This is a genomic window from Aeromonas sp. NJAU223 (assembly GCF_051125555.1).
GTDB lineage: Bacteria > Pseudomonadota > Gammaproteobacteria > Enterobacterales > Aeromonadaceae > Aeromonas > Aeromonas veronii_G.
Genome location: NZ_CP144204.1, coordinates 1,879,598 through 1,899,111 on the forward strand (window position 1 = coordinate 1,879,598; position 19,514 = coordinate 1,899,111).

The 19,514-nt window shown below is 61.7% G+C and carries 18 protein-coding genes; 5 read left to right on the plus strand and 13 right to left on the minus strand.

The annotated features are described in order from the left end of the window. Positions 1–147 precede the first annotated feature (147 nt). Complete coding sequence (locus VZC39_RS08650) at positions 148–1,863, plus strand: glycoside hydrolase family 36 protein (RefSeq protein WP_434667582.1); 1,716 nt, start codon at positions 148–150, stop codon at positions 1,861–1,863. A 70-nt stretch (positions 1,864–1,933) separates the two neighbouring features. Here the strand turns inward: VZC39_RS08650 and VZC39_RS08655 are convergent, their stop codons facing one another. Continuing rightward, positions 1,934–2,440 carry a hypothetical protein gene (locus VZC39_RS08655; RefSeq protein ID WP_349921990.1) on the minus strand — a complete coding sequence of 169 codons (507 nt, stop codon included), beginning with the start codon at positions 2,438–2,440 and terminating at the stop codon, positions 1,934–1,936. Positions 2,441–2,589: 149 nt separating this feature from the next. Continuing rightward, complete coding sequence (gene sbcB / locus VZC39_RS08660; protein ID WP_349922439.1) at positions 2,590–4,017, minus strand: exodeoxyribonuclease I; 1,428 nt, start codon at positions 4,015–4,017, stop codon at positions 2,590–2,592. 506 nt (positions 4,018–4,523) lie between these two features. Here sbcB and mprF point away from each other — a divergent pair. Together mprF and VZC39_RS08670 are read left to right on the plus strand one after the other, a co-directional pair. After that, entirely contained in the window at positions 4,524–7,091 is a 2,568-nt protein-coding gene (mprF, locus tag VZC39_RS08665) for a bifunctional lysylphosphatidylglycerol flippase/synthetase MprF (RefSeq protein ID WP_434667585.1), read from the plus strand. Positions 7,092–7,100: 9 nt separating this feature from the next. Then, the gene (locus VZC39_RS08670) at positions 7,101–7,817 is read left to right on the plus strand and encodes an AcvB/VirJ family lysyl-phosphatidylglycerol hydrolase (RefSeq protein WP_434667588.1); all 717 of its coding nucleotides are present in this window, start codon (positions 7,101–7,103) and stop codon (positions 7,815–7,817) included. 127 nt (positions 7,818–7,944) lie between these two features. On the opposite strand, the gene VZC39_RS08675 is transcribed toward VZC39_RS08670, so the two are convergent. From VZC39_RS08675 to VZC39_RS08685, 3 genes are read right to left on the minus strand one after another with little or no spacing between them, the layout of a single operon-like run. Beyond that, positions 7,945–8,715: a transporter substrate-binding domain-containing protein gene (locus tag VZC39_RS08675; RefSeq protein WP_434667591.1), complete on the minus strand. Its 771-nt coding sequence runs from the start codon at positions 8,713–8,715 to the stop codon at positions 7,945–7,947. A 53-nt stretch (positions 8,716–8,768) separates the two neighbouring features. Next, positions 8,769–9,584, minus strand: a complete 816-nt coding sequence (locus tag VZC39_RS08680) for a carbon-nitrogen hydrolase family protein (RefSeq protein WP_434667594.1) — start codon at positions 9,582–9,584, stop codon at positions 8,769–8,771. An 8-nt stretch (positions 9,585–9,592) separates the two neighbouring features. Then, positions 9,593–10,744 (minus strand): methionine aminotransferase, encoded by a 1,152-nt coding sequence (locus tag VZC39_RS08685; protein ID WP_434667597.1) that lies wholly within the window; start codon positions 10,742–10,744, stop codon positions 9,593–9,595. A gap of 114 nt (positions 10,745–10,858) precedes the next feature. Between VZC39_RS08685 and VZC39_RS08690 the strand changes: the two genes are divergently transcribed. Next, positions 10,859–11,749, plus strand: a complete 891-nt coding sequence (locus tag VZC39_RS08690; RefSeq protein ID WP_434667600.1) for a LysR family transcriptional regulator — start codon at positions 10,859–10,861, stop codon at positions 11,747–11,749. 313 nt (positions 11,750–12,062) lie between these two features. Here the strand turns inward: VZC39_RS08690 and kdgT are convergent, their stop codons facing one another. The 5 genes from kdgT to VZC39_RS08715 form a co-directional block, all read right to left on the minus strand. Further along, positions 12,063–13,067, minus strand: coding sequence for a 2-keto-3-deoxygluconate transporter (kdgT, locus tag VZC39_RS08695; protein WP_349921996.1), 1,005 nt, complete (start codon positions 13,065–13,067; stop codon positions 12,063–12,065). 54 nt (positions 13,068–13,121) lie between these two features. Continuing rightward, on the minus strand, positions 13,122–13,595 hold the full coding sequence (locus VZC39_RS08700; protein WP_349921997.1) for a YhcH/YjgK/YiaL family protein: 474 nt from the start codon (positions 13,593–13,595) through the stop codon (positions 13,122–13,124). Between the two features lie 127 nt (positions 13,596–13,722). Continuing rightward, the gene (locus VZC39_RS08705; RefSeq protein ID WP_434667604.1) at positions 13,723–14,646 is read right to left on the minus strand and encodes a sugar kinase; all 924 of its coding nucleotides are present in this window, start codon (positions 14,644–14,646) and stop codon (positions 13,723–13,725) included. A gap of 619 nt (positions 14,647–15,265) precedes the next feature. Then, positions 15,266–15,391 (minus strand): type B 50S ribosomal protein L36, encoded by a 126-nt coding sequence (gene ykgO / locus VZC39_RS08710; RefSeq protein WP_005300174.1) that lies wholly within the window; start codon positions 15,389–15,391, stop codon positions 15,266–15,268. Beyond that, complete coding sequence (locus VZC39_RS08715) at positions 15,388–15,657, minus strand: type B 50S ribosomal protein L31 (RefSeq protein WP_434667610.1); 270 nt, start codon at positions 15,655–15,657, stop codon at positions 15,388–15,390. Before VZC39_RS08715 ends, ykgO begins: the two co-directional genes overlap by 4 nt. 245 nt (positions 15,658–15,902) lie before the next feature. Between VZC39_RS08715 and VZC39_RS08720 the strand changes: the two genes are divergently transcribed. Beyond that, a complete protein-coding gene (locus VZC39_RS08720; RefSeq protein WP_349922000.1) occupies positions 15,903–16,151 on the plus strand; it encodes a DinI family protein in 249 nt (82 codons plus the stop codon). 141 nt (positions 16,152–16,292) lie between these two features. Here the strand turns inward: VZC39_RS08720 and VZC39_RS08725 are convergent, their stop codons facing one another. From VZC39_RS08725 to VZC39_RS08735, 3 genes are all read right to left on the minus strand, one after another. Then, positions 16,293–17,033, minus strand: a complete 741-nt coding sequence (locus VZC39_RS08725) for a DUF2927 domain-containing protein (protein ID WP_349922440.1) — start codon at positions 17,031–17,033, stop codon at positions 16,293–16,295. Between the two features lie 101 nt (positions 17,034–17,134). Next, positions 17,135–17,638 (minus strand): M48 family metallopeptidase, encoded by a 504-nt coding sequence (locus VZC39_RS08730; protein WP_349922001.1) that lies wholly within the window; start codon positions 17,636–17,638, stop codon positions 17,135–17,137. Positions 17,639–17,761: 123 nt separating this feature from the next. Continuing rightward, positions 17,762–19,408 (minus strand): hypothetical protein, encoded by a 1,647-nt coding sequence (locus tag VZC39_RS08735; RefSeq protein ID WP_434667615.1) that lies wholly within the window; start codon positions 19,406–19,408, stop codon positions 17,762–17,764. Positions 19,409–19,514 lie beyond the last annotated feature (106 nt).

Consider the following 19,514-nt stretch of genomic DNA (forward strand, 5'->3'; position numbering starts at 1 on the left):
CTCATCTTGGCAACTGTGAGCGAGGTCGCAGTTTAACAGAACGCGGGGGGAACAGGACAGGGCCAACTGACCCACAGGGGATACAATGGCGCCAGCGTCGTTTCCATTCACCAGACGTATCGTACCTGCCCATCAGAAGGAGATCCCATGTCGGCCCCCTCGCGCTTGTCCCGGCTGCGCCAGTTATCCGCCCAGCCTGACCCCCATACCCAGTTGCTGCAGACCCCCGCCTGGGATGGCCCCCTGTGCCGGGTGCGGCTGGACAACACGGGTGCGGCGCCGGCGGCAATCCAGACGTGGTTGTTGTTTGATGGCGATCTCGGCATTAGCCCTGATGCCGCCATCTACGGGGAGGGATTCCAGATGCTGGCCCAGACCATGGGCACCTGGCGTTCTCCCGAGCCGGTCGGACGCTGCCCGGACGCGAGCGTCTATCGCATCAGTGCGGATCAGGGTTATCACACCATCCACAACCTGCTGCTGGCGGAGCAAGCGGGGGGCTGGCTGCTGCTGGGGTTCACGAGTTGCCAGCGCTTTGGCGGCGAGTTTCGGCTCTATCCCGATGGCCGTTTGCAGATCCTGATGAACGGCGAGGGGCGGGCATTGGCCCCGGGCCAGCATTGGCAAAGCGAAGCCCTGCTCTGCCTGGAGGGGCCGGATCGGGAGGCGCTGCTGGCTGAGCTGGCCAGCCGGATTGGCGCCGAACACCCGGCCCTGGTCGCCGACGTGAAGGCCCGCCCCAGCGGCTGGTGCTCCTGGTATCACTACTACGCGCAGGTGAGCGCGGACGACATCCGCGAGAATCTGGCCGAGCGGGCCGCGCGCTTTCCAGGCCTGCGCTATGTGCAGATCGATGACGGTTATCAGGCGAGGATGGGGGACTGGCTTGAGCCGTCTGCCAAATTCGAGCAGGGGGTGGCGGCGCTCGCCAGCGAGATCCGCGCCGCCGGTTGTGAGCCGGCGCTCTGGGTCGCCCCCTTTATCGCCGAACCCGGCTCCCGGGTATTCCAGCAGCATCCCGAGTGGTTCGTGAAGGGGGAGGACGGTCTGCCGCTCCCCTCGGAGCGGGTCACCTACGGTGGCTGGCGCTGCACTCCCTGGTATGTGCTGGATGGCACCCATCCTGAGGTGCAGGCCCATCTCGAGCAGGTATTTCGCACCCTGCGCCAGCAGTGGGGGATCCACTACTTCAAGCTGGACGCGAACTTCTGGGGCACCATTCACGGCGGTCAGTTCCACGATGCTAGCGCGACCCGGGTCGAGGCCTATCGCCGTGGCATGGCGGCGGTGCTGCGCGGCGCCGGGGAGGGGGCCTTCCTGCTCGGCTGCAACGCCCCCATCTGGCCGAGTCTGGGGCTGGTGCACGGCATGCGGGTGAGCGACGACGTGGAGCGCCATGGCCCCCGTTTTCGCCAGATAGCGCGGGAGGCCTTCTGCCGCGCCTGGCAAAATGACCGGTTGTGGGCGCTGGATCCGGACTGCGTCTGCCTGCGGGATCTGCCAAGTCAACGTGCCTTTGAGGCGGACTACCAGTTCCACCTGGCCGCCCTGGTGGCGAGCGGCGGCATGGTGCTGGCGGGAGACAGGCTGCGGGATCTCGATGACGAGCAGGCGACCTGGCTGCACAAGCTGCTGGCCCTGTGCGAGGCGCGGGCCCCGGCGGCCCGGTTCGATGACATGGGGTTCAGCCGTGGCAGGGTGGCGCTGCCAGGTGGCGGCGAGCTGCTCTGCCTGTTCAACTGGGAAGACGCTGCGCGGGAGGTCTCTGTGCCAGCGGGAGGGCAGGACTTCTGGGATGAGCGCCCCGCGGGTCAGCGGATTGCGCTGCAAGCAGGGCAAGGCAGAGTGCTGCTGTACCGTTAAAGTCAGTTCAGGCAGATAAAAAGGCTCCCTCGGGAGCCTTTTTTGGTGTCTCTGGTTGCCTGGGGAGGCGCTAGAAGTGCCACTCCATGCCGATGGCATAGTTGGAGGAGCCGTAGCCCGGGATCTCGTTGCTGGAGACCAGGGCCTTCAGGGTCATGCGCTTGCTCAGGGGCATGCCGAGCCCCATGCCGATGGCCACCTCGTCGGTCTGATCCCCCATCATGTCGACCCGCAGGGTGCGATAGAGGGAGAGATCCTCGCTCATCTGGGCGTAGATCTGGGACGACTTGTTGTAGAGCTGACCGAACACCTCCATCTGGAAGCCGTTTTGCGGCGTGATGGCGATCGGGATGCCGGCGAAGCGGTAGAGATCCGAGTGGTTGAAGTAGCTGTTGGTGATCTGGGGGGTGAAATCGGTCTGCCGATAGAGGGTGCTGAAGTTGCTTTCGATGAGCCGGTAGGTCTGCTCGGGCAGGCGCAGCAGATAGTCCGGTACCTCGAAGCGCACGCTGGCCATGGCAGCCGAGGGCAGCAGGGCACAGGCCACAAGGGTGAAAACAGACAGTCCTGAACGCATCAAATCGGCAATCCCCAAGAGTCGATGGCACGGCGTCCTGCCGTTCGTAGATACAAATAATCAAATTATCAGGAGTCTGGGCTCCCCTTGCTCATTATGTCCCGAGCAAGGGCAGCGTACAGGGATTTAACTGTGAAATCACTCACATATCAGAGATCTTCGAGGTAGCGATAGAGGCTCTTGAGGATGGCGAAGTTCCGTTCGTTCCCCTGGTTCTGTTCCGCCAGGGCCTCCAGACGGGCGGCATAATCCGGCAACCGGCTGCTGAAGTAGTCGCTGCAGTGCAGGCGCCAGCGTTTCTGTTCGGCTTCGCTCAAGGTATGGGGCCAGTTGCGGGCACGATAGCGCAGCAGCATCTCGGGCAGGCGCGGATCGCTGAAGGCAAATTCCCGCTCTCCCAGCAGATCCGCCGGGGTGGCGCGCACCAGATCCATGCTGGCCTTGTCGCCGTGGCTGAAGAAGCCGGCGTAGAGCTGGGTGTCGGGATCCTTGTCGTTGCTGCCGGCGAACTCCTGGTTGAACACCTCCACCAGCTTCTCCCGTATTTCGGGGTGGGCTCGCAGCAGATCCAGGCTCTTGCGACACTGCTCCCGATTGACCCCGAGTTCGTCCGCCCGCTCGGCCGTGAGGGTGGCGGCCGGGGCCAGCACCGGGCACTTGTTGATGTGCACCAGCTTCACCGGAATGCCGGCCAGATCCCCCAGCTCATCCTTCTTGGTGTAGAGCCGCTCGCGGATCTCGTCGCTGCTGAGCTCGATGAGGGGGGTGGGGTCGCGGGTGAGATCCACCATGATCACCGCATTCTGATTGGTGGGATGCCAGGCGAGTGGCGACACCCAGCTCACGCACCCCTGCCAGGGGGAGAACATGCCGGAGACGTGCACCAGGGGCTTCATGGTCACCACGTCGATGAGGGCCTTGACCTTGTTCTTGTTGCGCAGATCGAAGAGATACCCGAACAGCTTGGGCTGGGCTTTTTTTACCAGCTTGGCCATCTCGATGGTGGCCAGCACGTCCGAGAGCGCATCGTGGGCATTGGCGTGGGCCACGCCGTTGGCCACGGTCAATTTTTCGAGGCGAAAGCTCGGCTTGCCCTCTTCATCGAACGCCCACGTGATCCCCTCCGGACGCAAGGCGTAGCAGGCCCGCAGCATGTCGAGGATGTCCCAGCGGGAGTTGCCGTTTTGCCAGGCGTAGGCGTAAGGGTCGTAGAAGTTGCGATAGAGGGTGTAGCGGGTCACCTCGTCATCGAAGCGGATGCTGTTGTAACCGAGCACGCAGGTGTTCGGCGTCGCGAACTGTTCGTGGATCTGGCGAATGAAGTCCGCCTCGCACAACCCGTCCTTCATCGCCTTTTGCGGCGTGATGCCGGTGATGAGGCAGGCCTCGGGATCCGGCAGGTAGTCAGCAGGGGGCTTGCAGTAGATGACCAGGGGCTCGCCGATGAGGTTGAAATCCGCGTCGGTGCGAATGCCCGCGAACTGGGACGGCCTGTCCTTCGCGGGGCTGATCCCGAAGGTCTCGTAGTCGTGGAAGTAGAAGGTCGGCCCTTGGCCTGATTGTGCTGCGTTGCTCATGTTGTCCGAAATGCGGGGGCGCCTGGCGCCAGGGTGGATGGTGACGGGCACCACGAATGCCAGCATGGTAAACCATAGCGTCGGCAGAGCGAAGTGCAGCCCTCCCGCCTGATGCTTTAATCGGCAGGCCATGCCATGGCTGCGGGTAACGTCAGTTCGTTCAGATCTGTTAGGGGATGCCCCGACAGCAGCCCATGATCGTCATATCGATAAAGGGGCACGAGCAGGCTCGATGGTGGGAAGCGTCAGTATTTGCTGCTTGTACATAAGGTTACAGAAGAAGCATGGCGGTCGGGCGGGGCTCTGGTGAATCATGTGTGCATGACGAGAGGGCCGGGTTGGCCCGGTGGCAGGTGACCGCCCTTGTCCGATGGATGGCCGGGCTTCTGTCAGGCGCAGCGGCGTCGTGTCTGTTCTCATTTGAGTTGGTTTTTTCACCCCACCGCGGGTTTGCCTGTAGGCTCAATGGGGTGTGTTCATTCTCAATATCATGACGGGAAGCGGGAATGCGGCGTTCATTGTTCGTCTGGATAGGCCCCCTGTGCAGCCTGCTGCTGCTCGGGGCGGCCTTGACCGTGTTGTATCACCTGACCGAGTCCTGGCACTGGCACGATATCCGGCTGGCCCTCTGGTCCCAACCCCTGCCACCGCTGGCCGGGGCCTTGCTGCTGACCCTGCTGAGCTATGGCTGCCTCTGCTGCTATGACCTGCTGGCGGTGCGCATGCTCGGCAAACCCGTACCCTGGCCGCAGGTCGGGATGACCTCCTTCATCGCCTATACCTTCTCCAACACCCTGGGCTTTGCGCTGCTGACCGGCTCCTCGGTGCGCTACCGTCTCTACTCCTCCCTGGGGCTCGGCACCTTCGAGGTGGCTCGCGTCATCCTGTTCTGCTCCATCACTTTCTTCCTCGGCCTGCTGGCCTGGGGCGGGCTCTCCCTCCTGCTGGGGCAGGCCCGGAGCCTGTTGCCGGGCTGGCCGGATTGGGCGGGCTGGGGGTTGCAACTGGCTGGCGCCCTGGCGCTGCTGGCGGTGCTGGGTTATCTGTTCTGGCCCGGCGCCCGGCTCAGCTGGCGCGGCCATCAGCTGACCCTGCCGAGCCTGAAGTACCGGCTGCTGCAACTGCTGGTCGCCCTGCTGGACTGGATGGCCGCCGCCGCCGTGCTCTATGTGTTGCTGCCGTCTGGGAGCGTACCCTATGGCGTGCTGCTCAGCGCCTTCGTGATCTCCAGCCTGCTCGGGGTGCTGGCTCATGTGCCGGGGGGGCTGGGGGTGTTTGAGGCGAGCATGAGCCTGCTGCTTGCGCACTATCTGCCGGCGGACAAACTGCTGGCCGCCCTGCTGCTCTATCGCTGCATCTACTATGTGCTGCCCTTCCTCTGCGCCCTGCTGTTGTTCGCGAGCCAGGAGGCCTTGCAACAGCGGGCCCGCTGGCAGCGGCTGCAGGGGCTCATGAGCGCCATGCGCGAGTTTCTGCCGGCCCTCATCAGTCTCGGCACCTTCGCCGCCGGCACACTGCTGCTCTGCTCCGGCATGGTGCCGACCATGCGGGGGCGCATCGAGGCCGTGTTGCAGATCTTTCCCCTGCACCTGCTGGAGATCTCCCATGTGCTCGGCAGCGTCAGCGGCGTGCTGCTGATCCTGCTGGCCCACAGCCTCTATCGGCGTCACGACGGGGCGTTTCGCATCACCCAGTGGCTGCTTGGCCTTGGCATGATGTTCTCCCTGTTCAAGGGGGCCGACTGGGAGTCTGCCCTGCTGCTCGGCGCCTTCCTGCTCGTCATCACCCCCTGTCGGTCGCTGTTCTATCGCAAGGGCTCCCTGCTGCACGCCCAGTTCACCCCCGGCTGGCTGATGTCGGTGGGGGCCGTGCTGCTGGGGGCCTTGTGGCTGCTCTTCTTCTCCTATCGCCAGGTGGAGTATGACCAGAGCCTCTGGCTCAATGTCTCGGCCCATGGGCCGGGTGCGGCTTCCCGTGCCTTGCGTGCCATGGGGAGCGTGATCGCCGTGCTGGCGGTGGTGGGGGTGGCCCAGTTGCTGGCGCCCCTGCGGGTCTCTGGCAACAAGCCGGGCAAAGAGGAGCTGGCCCGGGCACAGGCGCTGGTGCTGCGTCATGGCGGCGGTCACGGTTATCTGGCCCAGCTCGGTGACAAGTCACTGCTGTTTCACGCCAGTGGCGAGGCGTTTCTGATGTACGGGGTGGAGGGCAACAGCTGGATAGTGATGGGGGACCCCATCGGCCATGCCTCGCTGGTCGAGGAACTGCTGTGGCAGTTTAGGGAACTGTGCGACGAGCAGGACGCCAACCCGGTGTTCTATCAGGTGTCGGCCCGCTATCTGCCGCTCTACCTGGATCTCGGCCTCATCCCGTTCAAGCTCGGGGAGGAGGCGATCGTCGATCTCAAGGGGTTCGATCTCGCCGGCAGCCGGCTGCGCAACCTGCGCCAGAGCCACGCCAAGGGCAAGCGGGAGGGGCTGAGTTTCGAGGTGGTGGACGTAGCCCAGGTGGCCGCCCTGCTGCCTGCCCTCAAGGCCATCTCCGACACCTGGCTGCGCAGCAAGCAGGGCAAGGAGAAGGGGTTCTCGGTGGGGAGCTTCGAGCCTGACTATCTTGCCCTGAGCCCGGCGGCGCTGGTGTGGCACGAGGGCCACATCGTGGGGTTTGCCAACCTCTGGATCAGCGACAACAAGGAGAGCCTCTCCATCGATCTGATGCGCTACAGCGTGGACACGGGCACGGCCCCCATCATGGACTTCCTGTTCGTGGAGCTGCTGCTGTGGGGCAAGGGGGAGGGTTATGAGAGCTTCAACCTCGGCATGGCCCCCATGTCCGGCTTCAACGATCACCCCCTTGCCAGCTACTGGGCCCGGCTCGGCAATACCCTGTTTACCCGGGGCAGCCGTTTTTACAACTTCCAGGGGCTGCGCCGCTACAAGGAGAAGTTCTCCCCCCAGTGGGAGCCCCGCTATCTGCTCTGCACCAGCCGATTGACGCTGCCCCGCACCCTGACTCACCTGATCTCCCTGATAAGCCGCGGCCCGCTTGGGTTGATGAATAACATGCTGAAGAAATAGGAGTTGGCCATGAGAGCCCTGCTGTTATTGCTGTTGTGTTGTGTCTTTCCCTCTGTCGCCGCGCCCCAGGGCCCATCGGTGAAGGGGGATCTCGGGCTGGTGGAGCTGCCGGTGGCCAAAGCATCGCCCGCGCCCATGGTGGTGTTCATGAGCGGGGATGGCGGCTGGGCGGCGCTCGACAAGGGGCTCAGCGCCGAGTTTCAGCGCCACGGCATGCCGGTGGTGGGCTGGAGTTCGCTGACCTACTACTGGAAGAAGAAGACGCCGGAGCAGGCCAGCGCCGATCTGGCGCGGATCCTCGCCGACTACCAGTCCCGCTGGGGGCGCCAGCGCTGGTTGCTGGTGGGCTTCTCTTTCGGAGCTGAAATAGTCCCCTTCGTCATCAACCGGTTGCCACAGCACTATCGCGACAGCCTGGTGGGGGCGGTGATGCTCTCTCCCTCGACGGCCTCGGATTTCGAGATCCACGTCAGCGACATGGTGATACACAACAAGGCGGGCAATTATCCCACCCAACCTGAGGTGCAGCGGATCACGTCGCTGCCCCTGCTCTGTCTGCAGGGGGCAGAGGATGACTCGCCGGTGCGGCTCTGCCCAAGGCTCAAACAGCCAAACGTCACCATGGTGACGCTGCCAGGCTCCCACCACTTTGACGATGACTATGGGGTGCTGTACCGGAGCATCGCCGATCGGCTGCCCTGGACGGGGGAGGAACAGGATCACTGAGGATGTCGGGATCGTCTGGCCCGGGGGAATGGAGCGCCTTGGTTGGAAGTAGAATAAAACAACGCCAGTCAATTGACTGGCGTTGTTTTATTCTGTGGTAAGTCTTTTTATCGCGAGTCAATCTGCCTTACAGCAGGTCTTCCAGCTGATACTTTTTGAGCAGTCGATCGAAGGTGCCGTCGGTCTTGACGCTGTCGATGGCGGCATCGAACTGGCCCTTGAGCTTGGCGTCGTTCTTGCGCAGCGCCACCGCCACCCCTTCGCCCAGGATCTTGTCCTGGGTACCGTTGAACTGGGGACCCACGAAGGTGAACTGCTTGCCAATCTCCTTGTCGAGGAAACCGACTTTCAGCTGCACCATGTTGCCGAAGGTGTAGTCGGCACGGCCGGATTGCAGATCCAGCATGGGAGACTGGGCGTTGACGTAGCGCTTGATGCTGGCCATTTCCCCATAGCGGGCGGTGATGAAGTTGTCCTGGGGCGTCCCCTCCTGCACCGCTATCACCTTGCCCTTGAAGTGGGCGGGATCGTCGGCGAAGGTGTCGGCCTTGTCACTGCGCCCCACGAAGCGGTTCTGCATCATGTAGTAGACCTGACTGAAGTCCACCTTCTGGCGCCGCTCGTCGGTGATGTTCATGGAGGACATGATGGCGTCGTATTTGCGCACCTGCAGGCCCGGCAGCAGGGCATCCCAGGGCTGGTTGATCACCTCGCACTGGGTCTTCATGGCCGCGCACAGGGCGTAGGCGAGATCCACTTCGAAGCCGCCGAGCTTGCCGTTGCTGTCGACCATCTCGAACGGGGGATAGGTGGCGTCGGTGGCGATCACCAGGGGCTTGGCGGCAGCTTGTCCGGCGGTGGCCAGGGCCACCAGCATCATGGCTGTGTTGAGTTTCATGGTCATTCCCTTGAAGTTGTGGCGTCATGCCAGTCGTCGTCAATGTACCGGCCTCAGGGGCCGACGGGTATCTTGCGATGGTGGAGGGCGGGCAGCTGGCTGCGCACGGTGCGCTGGGCGGCCAGATCCAGGGTGGCGATGGCCATGCCCTGACCTGTCTCGACCCGGGCCAGCACACGGCCCCAGGGATCGATGATCATGCTGTGACCGTAGGTACGTCGTCCACCCGGATGATATCCCCCCTGGGCCGAGGCCAGCACGAATGCCAGATTCTCCACCGCCCGGGCCCGCAACAGCAACTCCCAATGGGCCTCCCCCGTGGTATGGGTGAAGGCGGCGGGCAGGGCGATGATGTCGGGGGCCGGTCCAAGCCGAAACAGCTCGGGGAAACGCAGATCGTAACAGATGCCGAAACGCAGCAGGCCCCAGGGCAGGGGATGGCTCACCACCTGCTGGCCCGGGCTCATGGTCGCTGCCTCGTCGTAGCGTTCGCTCTCGGTGCAAAAGCCGAACAGGTGCAACTTGTCATAGCGAGTGGCCAGTTGCCCTTGAGGGTCGATGAGCAGGCTGCTGTTGTACATCTTGCCGGGCTCTTCGCTGGCAAGGGGCAGGGTGCCCGCCAGGATCCAGATCCCGAGCTCCCGGGCCAGCCCCTGCACCCATGCCAGCAGGGGGCTATCCTCCACGGCTGCGGCCAGGGCGACCCGTGCCCGCTCATCGTCGGGCATCAGATAGAAATATTCGGGCAGCTGGGCAAACTCGGCCCCCTCGGCCGCCGCCTGACGCAGCAGCGCTTCGGCCTGAACCAGGTTGCGGGCGAGACTGTCCCCCGACACCATCTGCAATACGGCAACACGCACGCTATCCATGACGCCTCCTAGACCTTGCACAGGCGCTCGGCGCCCGCCAGCAGGGTATCGTCATCCTTGGAGAAGGAGAGGCGAATGACCCGCTGATCCGTGCCGTCGTGATAGAAGGCGGAGACCGGAATGGTGGCGACTCCGTGATCGCGGATGAGACGCTGCACGAACAGGCTGTCCGCCTCGTCCGTGATCCGCTCGTAGCTGGCCAGCATGAAAAAGCTGCCGGCGGAGGGCAAGAGAGTAAAGCGTGAATTGCCCAGGGCCGAGACCAGCAGATCGCGCTTGCGCTGATAGAAATCAGCCAGCCCCTGGTAGTGGGCGGGCTGCTGGAGCAAGTGTGCGAAACCGTACTGCATGGGGGTGTCGGCGGCGAACATGGCGAACTGGTGAACCTTGCGGATCTCCTCCATCAGGGGACGGGGGGCGACGCAGTAACCCACCCGCCAGCCGGTGACATGGAAGGTCTTGCCGAAGGAGAAGACGGCGACGGAGCGTTCCACCAGCTCCGGGTAGCGGATGACGCTCTGGTGCAGGGCCCCATCGAACACCACGTGCTCATACACCTCGTCGGAGAGGATGACGATGTCGGTGCCGCGCACCAGACGAGCCAGGCGCTCCTGATCCCCCGCCTGCCAGACGGTACCGGTGGGGTTGTGGGGGGTGTTGAGCACTATCATGCGGGTGCGCGGGGTGATGCGAGCGGCGACCTCGTCCCAGGGAATGGCAAAATTCGGCGCCTTGAGGGCGATCACCACAGGGGTGGCCCCTTGCAGCTGGATCATGGGGCGATAGCTGTCGAACGCGGGCTCGAACATGATGACTTCATCGCCGGGGTGAACCAGGGCGGTGATGGCACAGAACAGGGCCTCGCTGGCACTGGCGGTGATGGTGATCTCCTCGCCGGCATCGTAGGCATGGCCATAGCTGGCGTCTATCTTGGCCGCCAGCCGTTCGCGCAGCTCGGGCAGCCCCGTCATGGGGGCATACTGGTTTTCACCGGCCAGCATGGCCTCATGGGTGACCCGGATGAGGTCGGGATCGCAGGGGAAGCTTGGCGCCCCCTGGGAGAGGTTGATGCTGGGGTGACGGGCGGCCAGATCGCCGATGACGCTGAAGATGGTGGTGCCCACCTGGGGCAGTTTGCTGAGAATGCGGGGGGAAGACATCACGCCGTCACCTGATTGTGTGAAAGATGCCTCTTTTTAGCCTCGGGCAGGCTTGTCGGACAAAGGATTATTCGGCATGGTATGCATGAGTTTTTCTCAAGCATGGAGGCCTGAATGTCAACCTACCCCGCCCGTAGCCACTTGCCCCTCTATGGCTTGCAAGTCTTTGAGTGTGCCGCCCGCCATCTGAGCTTCACCCTGGCGGCCGATGAACTGTGCGTGAGTCAGGGGGCGGTGAGCAAACAGATAGCCCAGCTGGAGGAGCGCCTCGGCCATCCGCTCTTCTTGCGCGGGACGCGCTGCCTGAGCCTGACTCCCGCCGCCGAGTGCCTGTTGCCCTTCGTCAGGGAGGGGCTGGCGCGCATGGGCGAGGGACTCTGCGCCCTGCAGGCCCTGGCCCATGAGAAGGCCATCAGCATCAAGGTGCCCTCCTGTGCCAGCCGCTGGCTGCTGCGCCGCTTGCAGGCATTCGAGGGGGATGAGGTCGAGGTGCGGGGTAGCCACAGTCATGGCATCGATTTCTCCCGCGAATCCTTCGATCTCGCCATCGTCTATCAATCGAGCCAGGCCAGATATCCCCACAGCCAACCGCTGTTTCGGGAGCGTCTGACCCCCATCTGCGCCCCCGCGTTTGCGCAAAAACACGGCCTGTTTGAGCGCCGCATCGAGGATCTTCCCCTGCTGCCACTGCTCCATGCCAGTACGGACAGGCGGGATTGGCGCAACTGGTTTGCGACCTTCCTCGGCACGCCCTGGCAACCCCAGGGGGGGCAGTTGTTCGACACCCTGGACTTGGCGATGAATGCCGCCCTGCAGGGCTTTGGCCTCTCCCTCGGCGATCCCACCATAGTGGCCGAAGAGCTGGAAAGCGGCACCCTGGTGGCGCCGTTCGATCTGGTACTCGGCACGGATCACGAATATGCCTTGCTGGTGCGCCCCGATAACCAGCGCGCCGGGGTGACCCGGATCAGTCACTGGTTGCAGGACTGCCACCCGTCATCCTGAATATGACCTCCCCATTATTGGATGGGGATGCGTAGTATGCCTGCGAGCGGGGGAGGCGATATTCCCCCGCCTTCATGGAGGGAAATAACCCGCAGGCCACCTCAATTCAATGGCCCTTTCTTTTGTTTTTAAATGACTCGCTAAATCAATACCGGGTTCGCCGGAATTAAATCAGGTGTGCATGTTTTGGTGGGAGATTATGCCAGTTCCAAGGGTTAACGATATTTAACCAGTGTTTATTCCAGTCAGAAAAAGAAAACCCCAGGCATGTCTGCCTGGGGTTATGGGGTAAGAGGGGCAAGGTTCCCCTCTATCAAGCCCGGCGCACCTTGGCCATGGCGGCATCAGCGGCAGGAACCTCAGGGATGGCCTGTGGGGCGAAGCGTTTGTTGTACAGTGCCGTCAGGATCGGCACCAGAATCGCGGTCACGATGACACAAGTGGCAACCAGGGCGGTGGCCGAGGGAGCGATGGCGGCAAAATCCGGGTTCATCTGGGCGATGATCATCGGGTTGGCGACGGCGGCTCCGGCGGTGGAGGAGGCTGCGACCCCGGCGGTGCCATTGCCACCGGCCAGCCACTTGTCGGCGAAGATCAGCGGAATGCCGGTGATGACGATGACTGCCAGACCAAGCAGGATGCCGAGCAGGCCGGTGTCGATGATGACCGCAAAGTTGATGGTGTTACCCAGCGCGAACCCGAAGAAGGGGATCAGGGTGCCGGTTGCCTTGCTGAAGAACTCTTTCAGATCCGGATCCAGGTTGCCAAGGGCGAAGCCGATCAGGAAGGGCAGGATCGCACCGACGAAATGGTGGCCCTGGAAGGAGGCGAGCCCGGCCGCACCCAGGATGACCATGGTCATCAGGGGACCGGATTCGATGGACATGAGCACGAAGGCGCCAGACTCTTCCTTGGTGCCGTACTGGTTCATCAGGCTGGCGTAGAGGCCGCCATTGGTCATGTCCATGGCCGAGACGAGGGCGAGGGTCGAAAGCCCGGCCAGCATGCCGGCCTGAATGCCATGCTCGGGGATGAGTTTGGCAGCGACCAGGGCGACCACCCAGGCGACGGCTATCTTGGTGATCACCAATACCCCGGATTTACGCAGCACGGTGCCGGTGGCGCGCAGGTTGATGGAGGCACCGATGCAGAAGAACCAGACCGCCAGAATGGGCACAGTCCCCGTGATGATCCCCTTGGTGAAGCCACCATAGTATTCGGCGACACCAGGGGCGAAGGTGTTGAGCGTGGCCCCCAGCAGCAAAGGCACCAGCATGATCCCTCCCGGGATCTTGTCCAACGTTTGTTTGATCTTCATGGCTACTTCCTTGTCGAAAATGGAAATAATGGAATGGGTGGTGTTGGGGCTGGCTTATTGGTTGGCCAGCCAATCCTTGCAGACTTTGAAGACGACTTTCTTGATCCGGGTCGGCTCTTCCTGCTGACAAGTCGGCCGATGCACCTCCCCCGGATAGAAGATGGCGAAGTCGCCGGCGGCCAGCACGATGCGGGTGGTGAGCTGGTCATCATCCACGAATAGGAGATCCGGCTTGCACGCCTGATAGGGGTGCGGTTGGGTGATGGTGTTGCTGGTGGCGATGACCTCATGGCCCGACAGCAGCACCTGAATATCGATGAACTGATCATGGAATTCGCTCTTGAGCGTATTTTCGGGGGCCGTCATCGGGCTTGAAACAATATAAAAGACGGTGTTATTCAAGATGTCATACCTGCCGTCTTCCTTATTACTCAACTGCGCAAAGGAACACTCTTCTTTATTCAACAACGCCTTCAGCGGAGCTGGCAGCAGGGCGTTATCAAGGCAGTTCAAATTACCGATGATCATGAGTCGAATATCCTTTCTGACGGTATTTCCTGCAGTTGCAGGTAGGTAAACCCCCTCTGACGAGAGAGTGGCATGGCAACCAAGGTCGCTTCTGTTCAAGGGCACGCTACCGGTGTCCTCTCGATATTCAGGGGGCTGTCATGGCGGCCGGGGGAATGATGGCCCCACGATGCTGTATGACGGTGCTGGCCAGCCGATGAGCATGGCGAGCGGCGATGGCGACGGCATTGCCGGCCAGTCTGCTGGCGAGGTAGCCGGCACTGAACGAGTCGCCTGCTGCCGTGGTGTCTATCACCCGCTCCCGGGGGAGCGAGACGGCCAGCACTTCGCACTGATGATCTCCCTGGGCGATGAGACAGGGTTCGGCTCCCCGCTTGATGACGATTTCACCGACACCGAGGGCCTGGGTACGCGCCAGCGTCTGGGAGATCTGGCGATCGCCCCACAGGGCAACCTCATCATCCAGGGTCAGGAAGGCAAGGTCGGTCAGGGCCAGCAGAGCGCTATACGCTTGCTGTGCGGCCTCCCGGCTTTCCCACAGGCGCGGACGGTAATTGTTGTCAAAGGCGATCTTCACCCCTTGGGTCCGGCAGAGGGCGAGTTGTGCCAGCAGCGTGGCCCTATCCAGGGGTGAGAGGATGGCGAGGCTGATCCCGCTCAGGTAGATGTAGTCGACATCCTGCAACTGCTGGCAGACAGAGCGGGCGTCCGGCGTCTGCAGCCAATAGCGCGCCGCGGCATCATTGCGCCAGTAGTGAAAGGTGCGCTCGCCCTTATCGTCGGTCTCGATGAGATAAAGCCCTGGCAGCTTGTTGGCCATGCGTTGGACCAGGTCGGTGATGATCCCTTCGTGTTGCCACTGGCTCAGCATGGCATCGCTGATGGCATCCGTGCCGAGGGCACTGACATAGTGCACCGCCAGGTTGGCATTGGTACGGGCCAGATAGACGGCGGTGTTGAGCGTGTCCCCGCCAAAATGGCGCTGGATGCCCGTCTTGTTTTCGGACAACTCGATCATGCATTCACCGATGACGGCAACCTTGATAGACATGGGACTCTCCACCGTTCTGATATCGCCATTCTATAAAATGAAATTAATGCATCAAGTCTATTGAAATGCCATTTCATTAAATTGTGATTTAACGCAAAAATTATGGAGAGTGGCGCCCAAAGTCACCATCTAATACCTCTTTTGGGTAACGATGCGTTCACCGGATGACACAATTTTCACACCATAAACGGTGAAATGATCGACATCTCATGGCGGTTGGGTGGTCGTTCTGGTGGGGGTTGGCATGCTATGCCATCGGGAAATCGCAGAAATAGGAGGCTTGCGGTGAAAAGTGTGCCGTGGTTTCCCGTCATTGGCATCGATGGGTTTGATGGGATGGGGCATTGAGAGCAGCCAGGCGATGCAGGTCTGGCCTCGAGCAGGGATTGGCTAGCGAGGATGACTATAAAACCGCGGCGGCATGGCTTTTTATCTAGATATTGTGTGATTTTTTAGCGTAAAAATCTGCGTAATGGCGATTGGCGATATCTTATATGGGTTTATTGTCACGAGATGCGGATCAGCCGGGTCGTTAATAAAGATGAGAGTGAGCCGTTATCGACCGTATGAAGGCAGGTAAAACCGCTGGCCCGTGACCAGCGGTAGATGGGGGCTTCATTCAGCGTTGGCGCGCCTTGAAGCGGGGGTTGCTCTTGCAGATCACGAACAGCTTGCCGCGGCGACGCACAATCTGGCAGTCGGGGTGGCGTGACTTGGCGGATTTGAGGGAGGAGAGCACTTTCATGATTTTTCCTTGCTTCTGTTCAGGAACTGGCCGAAACGCTGGCCGAAGCGGGCCACTTGCCCTTCCTTGCCAACCTGTTTCTGTTTGCCGGTATAGAAGGGGTGGGAGGCGCTGGAGACATCCAGTGTCACATAGGGGTAGGTATTGCCATCCTCCCACAGCTTGGTGCGATCAGTTTTCAGGGTGGAACCGATCAGGAAGTGGGTATTGGTGGTCAGGTCATGGAACAGGACCTGACGATACTCGGGGTGAATATGGGGGCGCATGATTTTCCTTGTTATGTTATCTTATAACAAATTGATGTTGCGACAGATGAGAATCAATATCAACTCTTTTTTATCGATCCAGGCTCACCCGTGGACGCAGGCTGGGAGGGACAGTGAGGGGCAAGATCCGATCATCAGGGGTTCGCTCGGGGTTCAGTGCATCGATATGAGTGGCGCTTTCAGGAGGCTTTACTTTTTTAGATTGCTGTATAAAAATACAGTTAACCATCATGGAGAAGTACCCTATGCGTCTGGAAATCATCATCGACAAGAAACATCAGATCCCCACCTCGACCATGGAGGCACTGCGCCAGGAGCTGCTCAAGCAACTGGGCGAGAAATTTCCCGACTTGCATGTGCGGGTGGCCCCGGGCAGTACCATGGCGCTGACGGTCAGCCGGGCCAGCAAGGAAGACAAGGAGTTGGCTGAAGCCATGGTGCAGGAGGTGTGGGAGAATGCCGACAGCTGGATGCCGGAAGAGCAGCACGCCTGAGCCTCTTAGCACTCAGGCCGAGGCTGTATGACGGCCCGCTTGTGATGACAAAAAACGCAGCTCAGGCTGCGTTTTTTGTTGATGGTGCAGTGACAAACAAGCCAAAGGATGTGATTTGCTGACGAGCTGGCACAGGGCAGTCTAGAGCCCGGCCCAACGTTTCAGGCTATCTATCTGCACCCGCTGGTCGGCCTGGGCGATGTCACCGTTGGCCCGCAGGGTCTTGATGGCGGCAGGCAGGGCAGCCTGCACCTCGTCCACTGTCATGCCGGAGCGCAGGGCCGGGTGGTAGGCGAGCTTGAGCAGCACGTAATCGAGCCCGGTCGGGAAGCTGTCGATGCTGCGGTCGTTGAAGATGGAGGGGAAGACCTTGTCCGAGTCGTTGGGCAGTCCCATCACCTGGGTGAGCTCCTCCACCACGCAGTCCAAAAAACGCCCCTTGTCCCGGCTGTAATCCACCGGAATGATGATGGTGGCGCGGGCTATCTCGAAGCGGGGGTTGGTGGCGAAATTGGCCAGGCAGATCCCCTCCTTGAGGGCGATCTTGACCGAATCCCCCCGACCTATGGTACGGCTGGCCCAGCTCGCCATCTGCTGGTGGCGCGTCATGATGAGGGTGAGATTGGGATTGGTCTCCACCAGCTGGATGGGCTGGCCGGTGATCCTGGCCAGGTGCTGGCTCTGGACTCTGACCACCTCGGCCTGCAGCGGCTTGTCGCCAAATTCGTTGATGAGTTTGAGGCGGATGGGGGCCTGCCAGCGGGAGAAGCGGATCTGGGTCTCATGGCCATATTCGCGTTTCATGGCGACCTCCATGAAGCTCTGAATGAGATACGCATCGCTCTGCCAGCGGGCGGCCGCCTGCAGGGGTTGGCTTGGCATCCAGGCCAGCCAGGCGCTGACAAGCCAGGGCCACACCAGACGGCGGCCATATCGTCGGGAACGCTGTCGCCATGGGAACATGTTGCCTCCTTGCAACCTGATCAGCCCTTGCTCCGCTCGATGTCACGCCAGGTGAGCCAGAGCCTGAGATCAAACTCCAGTTGATGATAGTCCGGTTCCATGTGCTGGCAGAGCTGATAGAAGGCCTTGTTGTGATCCTTCTCTTTGAGGTGGGCCAGCTCGTGCACCACGATCATCTTCAGGAATGCGGGGTGGGCCTCCTTGAACAGGGCGGCGATGCGAATTTCGTTCTTGGCCTTGAGTTTGTTGCCCTGCACCCGGCTGACATAGGTGTGCAGACCCAGCGCGTCCTTGATCACGTTGATCTTGCCGTCGAAGATCACCTTGGAGAGTGGCGCCGAACTCTTGAGGTAGCGGTTCTTGAGATCCATGGTGTAGGCCAAGAGCGCCTTGTCACTCTGGATGAGGTGCGTGTCGGGGTAGCGCTTGGCCAGCACCTCGCCGAGCTTGTTTGCCGCAATCAGCTGCTGCACCTGGGCCTTGAGGGGCTCGGGATAGCCACCGAGATAGGTCAGTTCCGCCATGGTATCTCACTCGTCACATCAAAAATGAGCGCCATTGTAGTGAGGATGCGCCGCTTTGGATACCGCGGCAATGACAAGGGCCGCCCTGATTGCCCAGGGCGGCCCTTGTCATGATGGGGCGGCTCAGCGTCTGCGGTAGAGGCCGGGATCCACCTCTTCATAGCGCTCGGTCAGGTACTGATAGAAGGCGAGGCTGGAGGGGGAGCTCGGTTTTTTCAACTCATCGGCGATCCGCTCCGGCTTGGCGATGATGAACTTGGGGGTCTGGCGTTTGAGATCCGCCAATACCCGCTCGCGCACGTCATAGGGCGGATTGACGTTGGCAAAGAACAGGTAGGCGGAGGCGGGCTGGCGATCGGTCCAGAGGTAATATTGCGGCTGGATGCCATCGACCCAGATCTTGTCACTCGGCGTCGTCTCTGCCTTGATCCTGTCGACCCGTACCTGGGCCGGCGGATTGAACGGCTTGCCCTTGAGGTTGCCCTCCCAGGCGTTGTTGAGCAGCAGGGCCAGCATGGCCAGCGAGGCGAGCCAGGGAGTGGCACTGCGCACATCCCAGGCACGCCACAGGGGCACCAGGATCAGTACAGGCAGGGCCCACAGCAGGCTGTTGCCAAGCACTTCCCGCACCCTCTCCAGGGTCCACTCCTTGGTGCTCCAGCCATAGCCGAGCTGCTGGGCCAGCAGCCAGCTGGCGGTCAGCACCACCAGGGAGATGCAGAGCAAGCCCAGGGCGTCGGACTGCTGCTCGCTGCGATCCAGCAGGCAGGCGAGCGGCAACAGAGCGAACTGCAGAAAGAGCACGTCATAGTGATCGAACACATGGCCGGAGACCGAGTTGGCCACCAGGGTGAACAGCACCCCGAGCAGGGTGGCGGACAGGGCGGGCAGGTACCACTCCTGCCGGCGGGTCAGCATCAGCACGATGAAGGCGGGCAGCAACATGATGAGGCCGGTGCGCAGCAGGCCGACGCTGCCGACATCCGGCGAGAAGCCGCTGCTGCCGTAGCTGCCCTCGAAGAAGATCCCGAAGGCGTAGTACTGGAACTCGGCCAGGAGGCCATGGTGCTGGAAGTAGGCCAACAGCGGCCCGCCGACGAGGGCGAGCCCCAGCAGGCTGGAGACGAGCAGGGCGAAGGCGCAGCGCCATTGCTCCCGCAGGCCCCAGGTGCAGAACAGCACCAGATACCAGGCTCCCCAGAAGGCCCCGTTGTTGGTGCGCATCCAGGCGACGATGGCGAAGGTGATGGCCGTCACCAGGGCGGGTCCCCAGCTGAAGCGTTTGTCCAGCAACAGGGTGATGAAGGCCCACTGGGCGATGAGGGCCAGGTGGAACGTCCAGTCCTCGGTCATGTTGCCGTAGTAGTAGCGGGTGCTGTAGAGCGCCAGCAGCGCCAGCATGCTGCCAAGACGGGCCTGCAGGGAGAGCCCGAGCTGGGTGAAGGCCTGCCAGCTGGCGAGCAGTCCGAACCAGCAGAGCACCCATTCCAGCAGCCAGATCCCGAAGAAGCCACCCATCCCGTAGCCCAGGGCATCGAGGGCAAAAATCATGGGCCCCTTGATGTCGATCATGTCCCGATAGAGCACGCCCCCCTCGCTCCACATCTTGCCCATCACCGCGAACAGCGAGGCGTCAAAGCCCGGCGCCATGCCGTGGAACAGCGGATTGCGCAGGCAAAACAGCAGGGCTATCAGGGCCGTGAGCAGGATAACCAGTGGCTTGAGCCCCGGGTTGTGGCGCTGCGGAGTAAAACGGATGGCGTGATTCATGGGTGACCTGTTCCAGCAGGGAGACGAAAAGCGGGCCTATCTTGCCGAGGCTAGCAGCGCTATGCAATGGGATGAAGGAATGTGCTTGAAATAATTTATAAAAGTC

Excerpts from the sequence above, each read along its gene's own strand:
- VZC39_RS08650 (WP_434667582.1), top strand. The coding sequence starts at position 148 with ATGTCGGCCCCCTCGCGCTTGTCCCGGCTGCGCCAGTTATCCGCCCAG.
- VZC39_RS08655 (WP_349921990.1), bottom strand. The coding sequence starts at position 2,440 with ATGCGTTCAGGACTGTCTGTTTTCACCCTTGTGGCCTGTGCCCTGCTG.
- sbcB (WP_349922439.1), bottom strand. The coding sequence starts at position 4,017 with ATGAGCAACGCAGCACAATCAGGCCAAGGGCCGACCTTCTACTTCCAC.
- mprF (WP_434667585.1), top strand. The coding sequence starts at position 4,524 with ATGCGGCGTTCATTGTTCGTCTGGATAGGCCCCCTGTGCAGCCTGCTG.
- VZC39_RS08670 (WP_434667588.1), top strand. The coding sequence starts at position 7,101 with ATGAGAGCCCTGCTGTTATTGCTGTTGTGTTGTGTCTTTCCCTCTGTC.
- VZC39_RS08675 (WP_434667591.1), bottom strand. The coding sequence starts at position 8,715 with ATGAAACTCAACACAGCCATGATGCTGGTGGCCCTGGCCACCGCCGGA.
- VZC39_RS08680 (WP_434667594.1), bottom strand. The coding sequence starts at position 9,584 with ATGGATAGCGTGCGTGTTGCCGTATTGCAGATGGTGTCGGGGGACAGT.
- VZC39_RS08685 (WP_434667597.1), bottom strand. The coding sequence starts at position 10,744 with ATGTCTTCCCCCCGCATTCTCAGCAAACTGCCCCAGGTGGGCACCACC.
- VZC39_RS08690 (WP_434667600.1), top strand. The coding sequence starts at position 10,859 with ATGTCAACCTACCCCGCCCGTAGCCACTTGCCCCTCTATGGCTTGCAA.
- kdgT (WP_349921996.1), bottom strand. The coding sequence starts at position 13,067 with ATGAAGATCAAACAAACGTTGGACAAGATCCCGGGAGGGATCATGCTG.
- VZC39_RS08700 (WP_349921997.1), bottom strand. The coding sequence starts at position 13,595 with ATGATCATCGGTAATTTGAACTGCCTTGATAACGCCCTGCTGCCAGCT.
- VZC39_RS08705 (WP_434667604.1), bottom strand. The coding sequence starts at position 14,646 with ATGTCTATCAAGGTTGCCGTCATCGGTGAATGCATGATCGAGTTGTCC.
- ykgO (WP_005300174.1), bottom strand. The coding sequence starts at position 15,391 with ATGAAAGTGCTCTCCTCCCTCAAATCCGCCAAGTCACGCCACCCCGAC.
- VZC39_RS08715 (WP_434667610.1), bottom strand. The coding sequence starts at position 15,657 with ATGCGCCCCCATATTCACCCCGAGTATCGTCAGGTCCTGTTCCATGAC.
- VZC39_RS08720 (WP_349922000.1), top strand. The coding sequence starts at position 15,903 with ATGCGTCTGGAAATCATCATCGACAAGAAACATCAGATCCCCACCTCG.
- VZC39_RS08725 (WP_349922440.1), bottom strand. The coding sequence starts at position 17,033 with ATGCCAAGCCAACCCCTGCAGGCGGCCGCCCGCTGGCAGAGCGATGCG.
- VZC39_RS08730 (WP_349922001.1), bottom strand. The coding sequence starts at position 17,638 with ATGGCGGAACTGACCTATCTCGGTGGCTATCCCGAGCCCCTCAAGGCC.
- VZC39_RS08735 (WP_434667615.1), bottom strand. The coding sequence starts at position 19,408 with ATGAATCACGCCATCCGTTTTACTCCGCAGCGCCACAACCCGGGGCTC.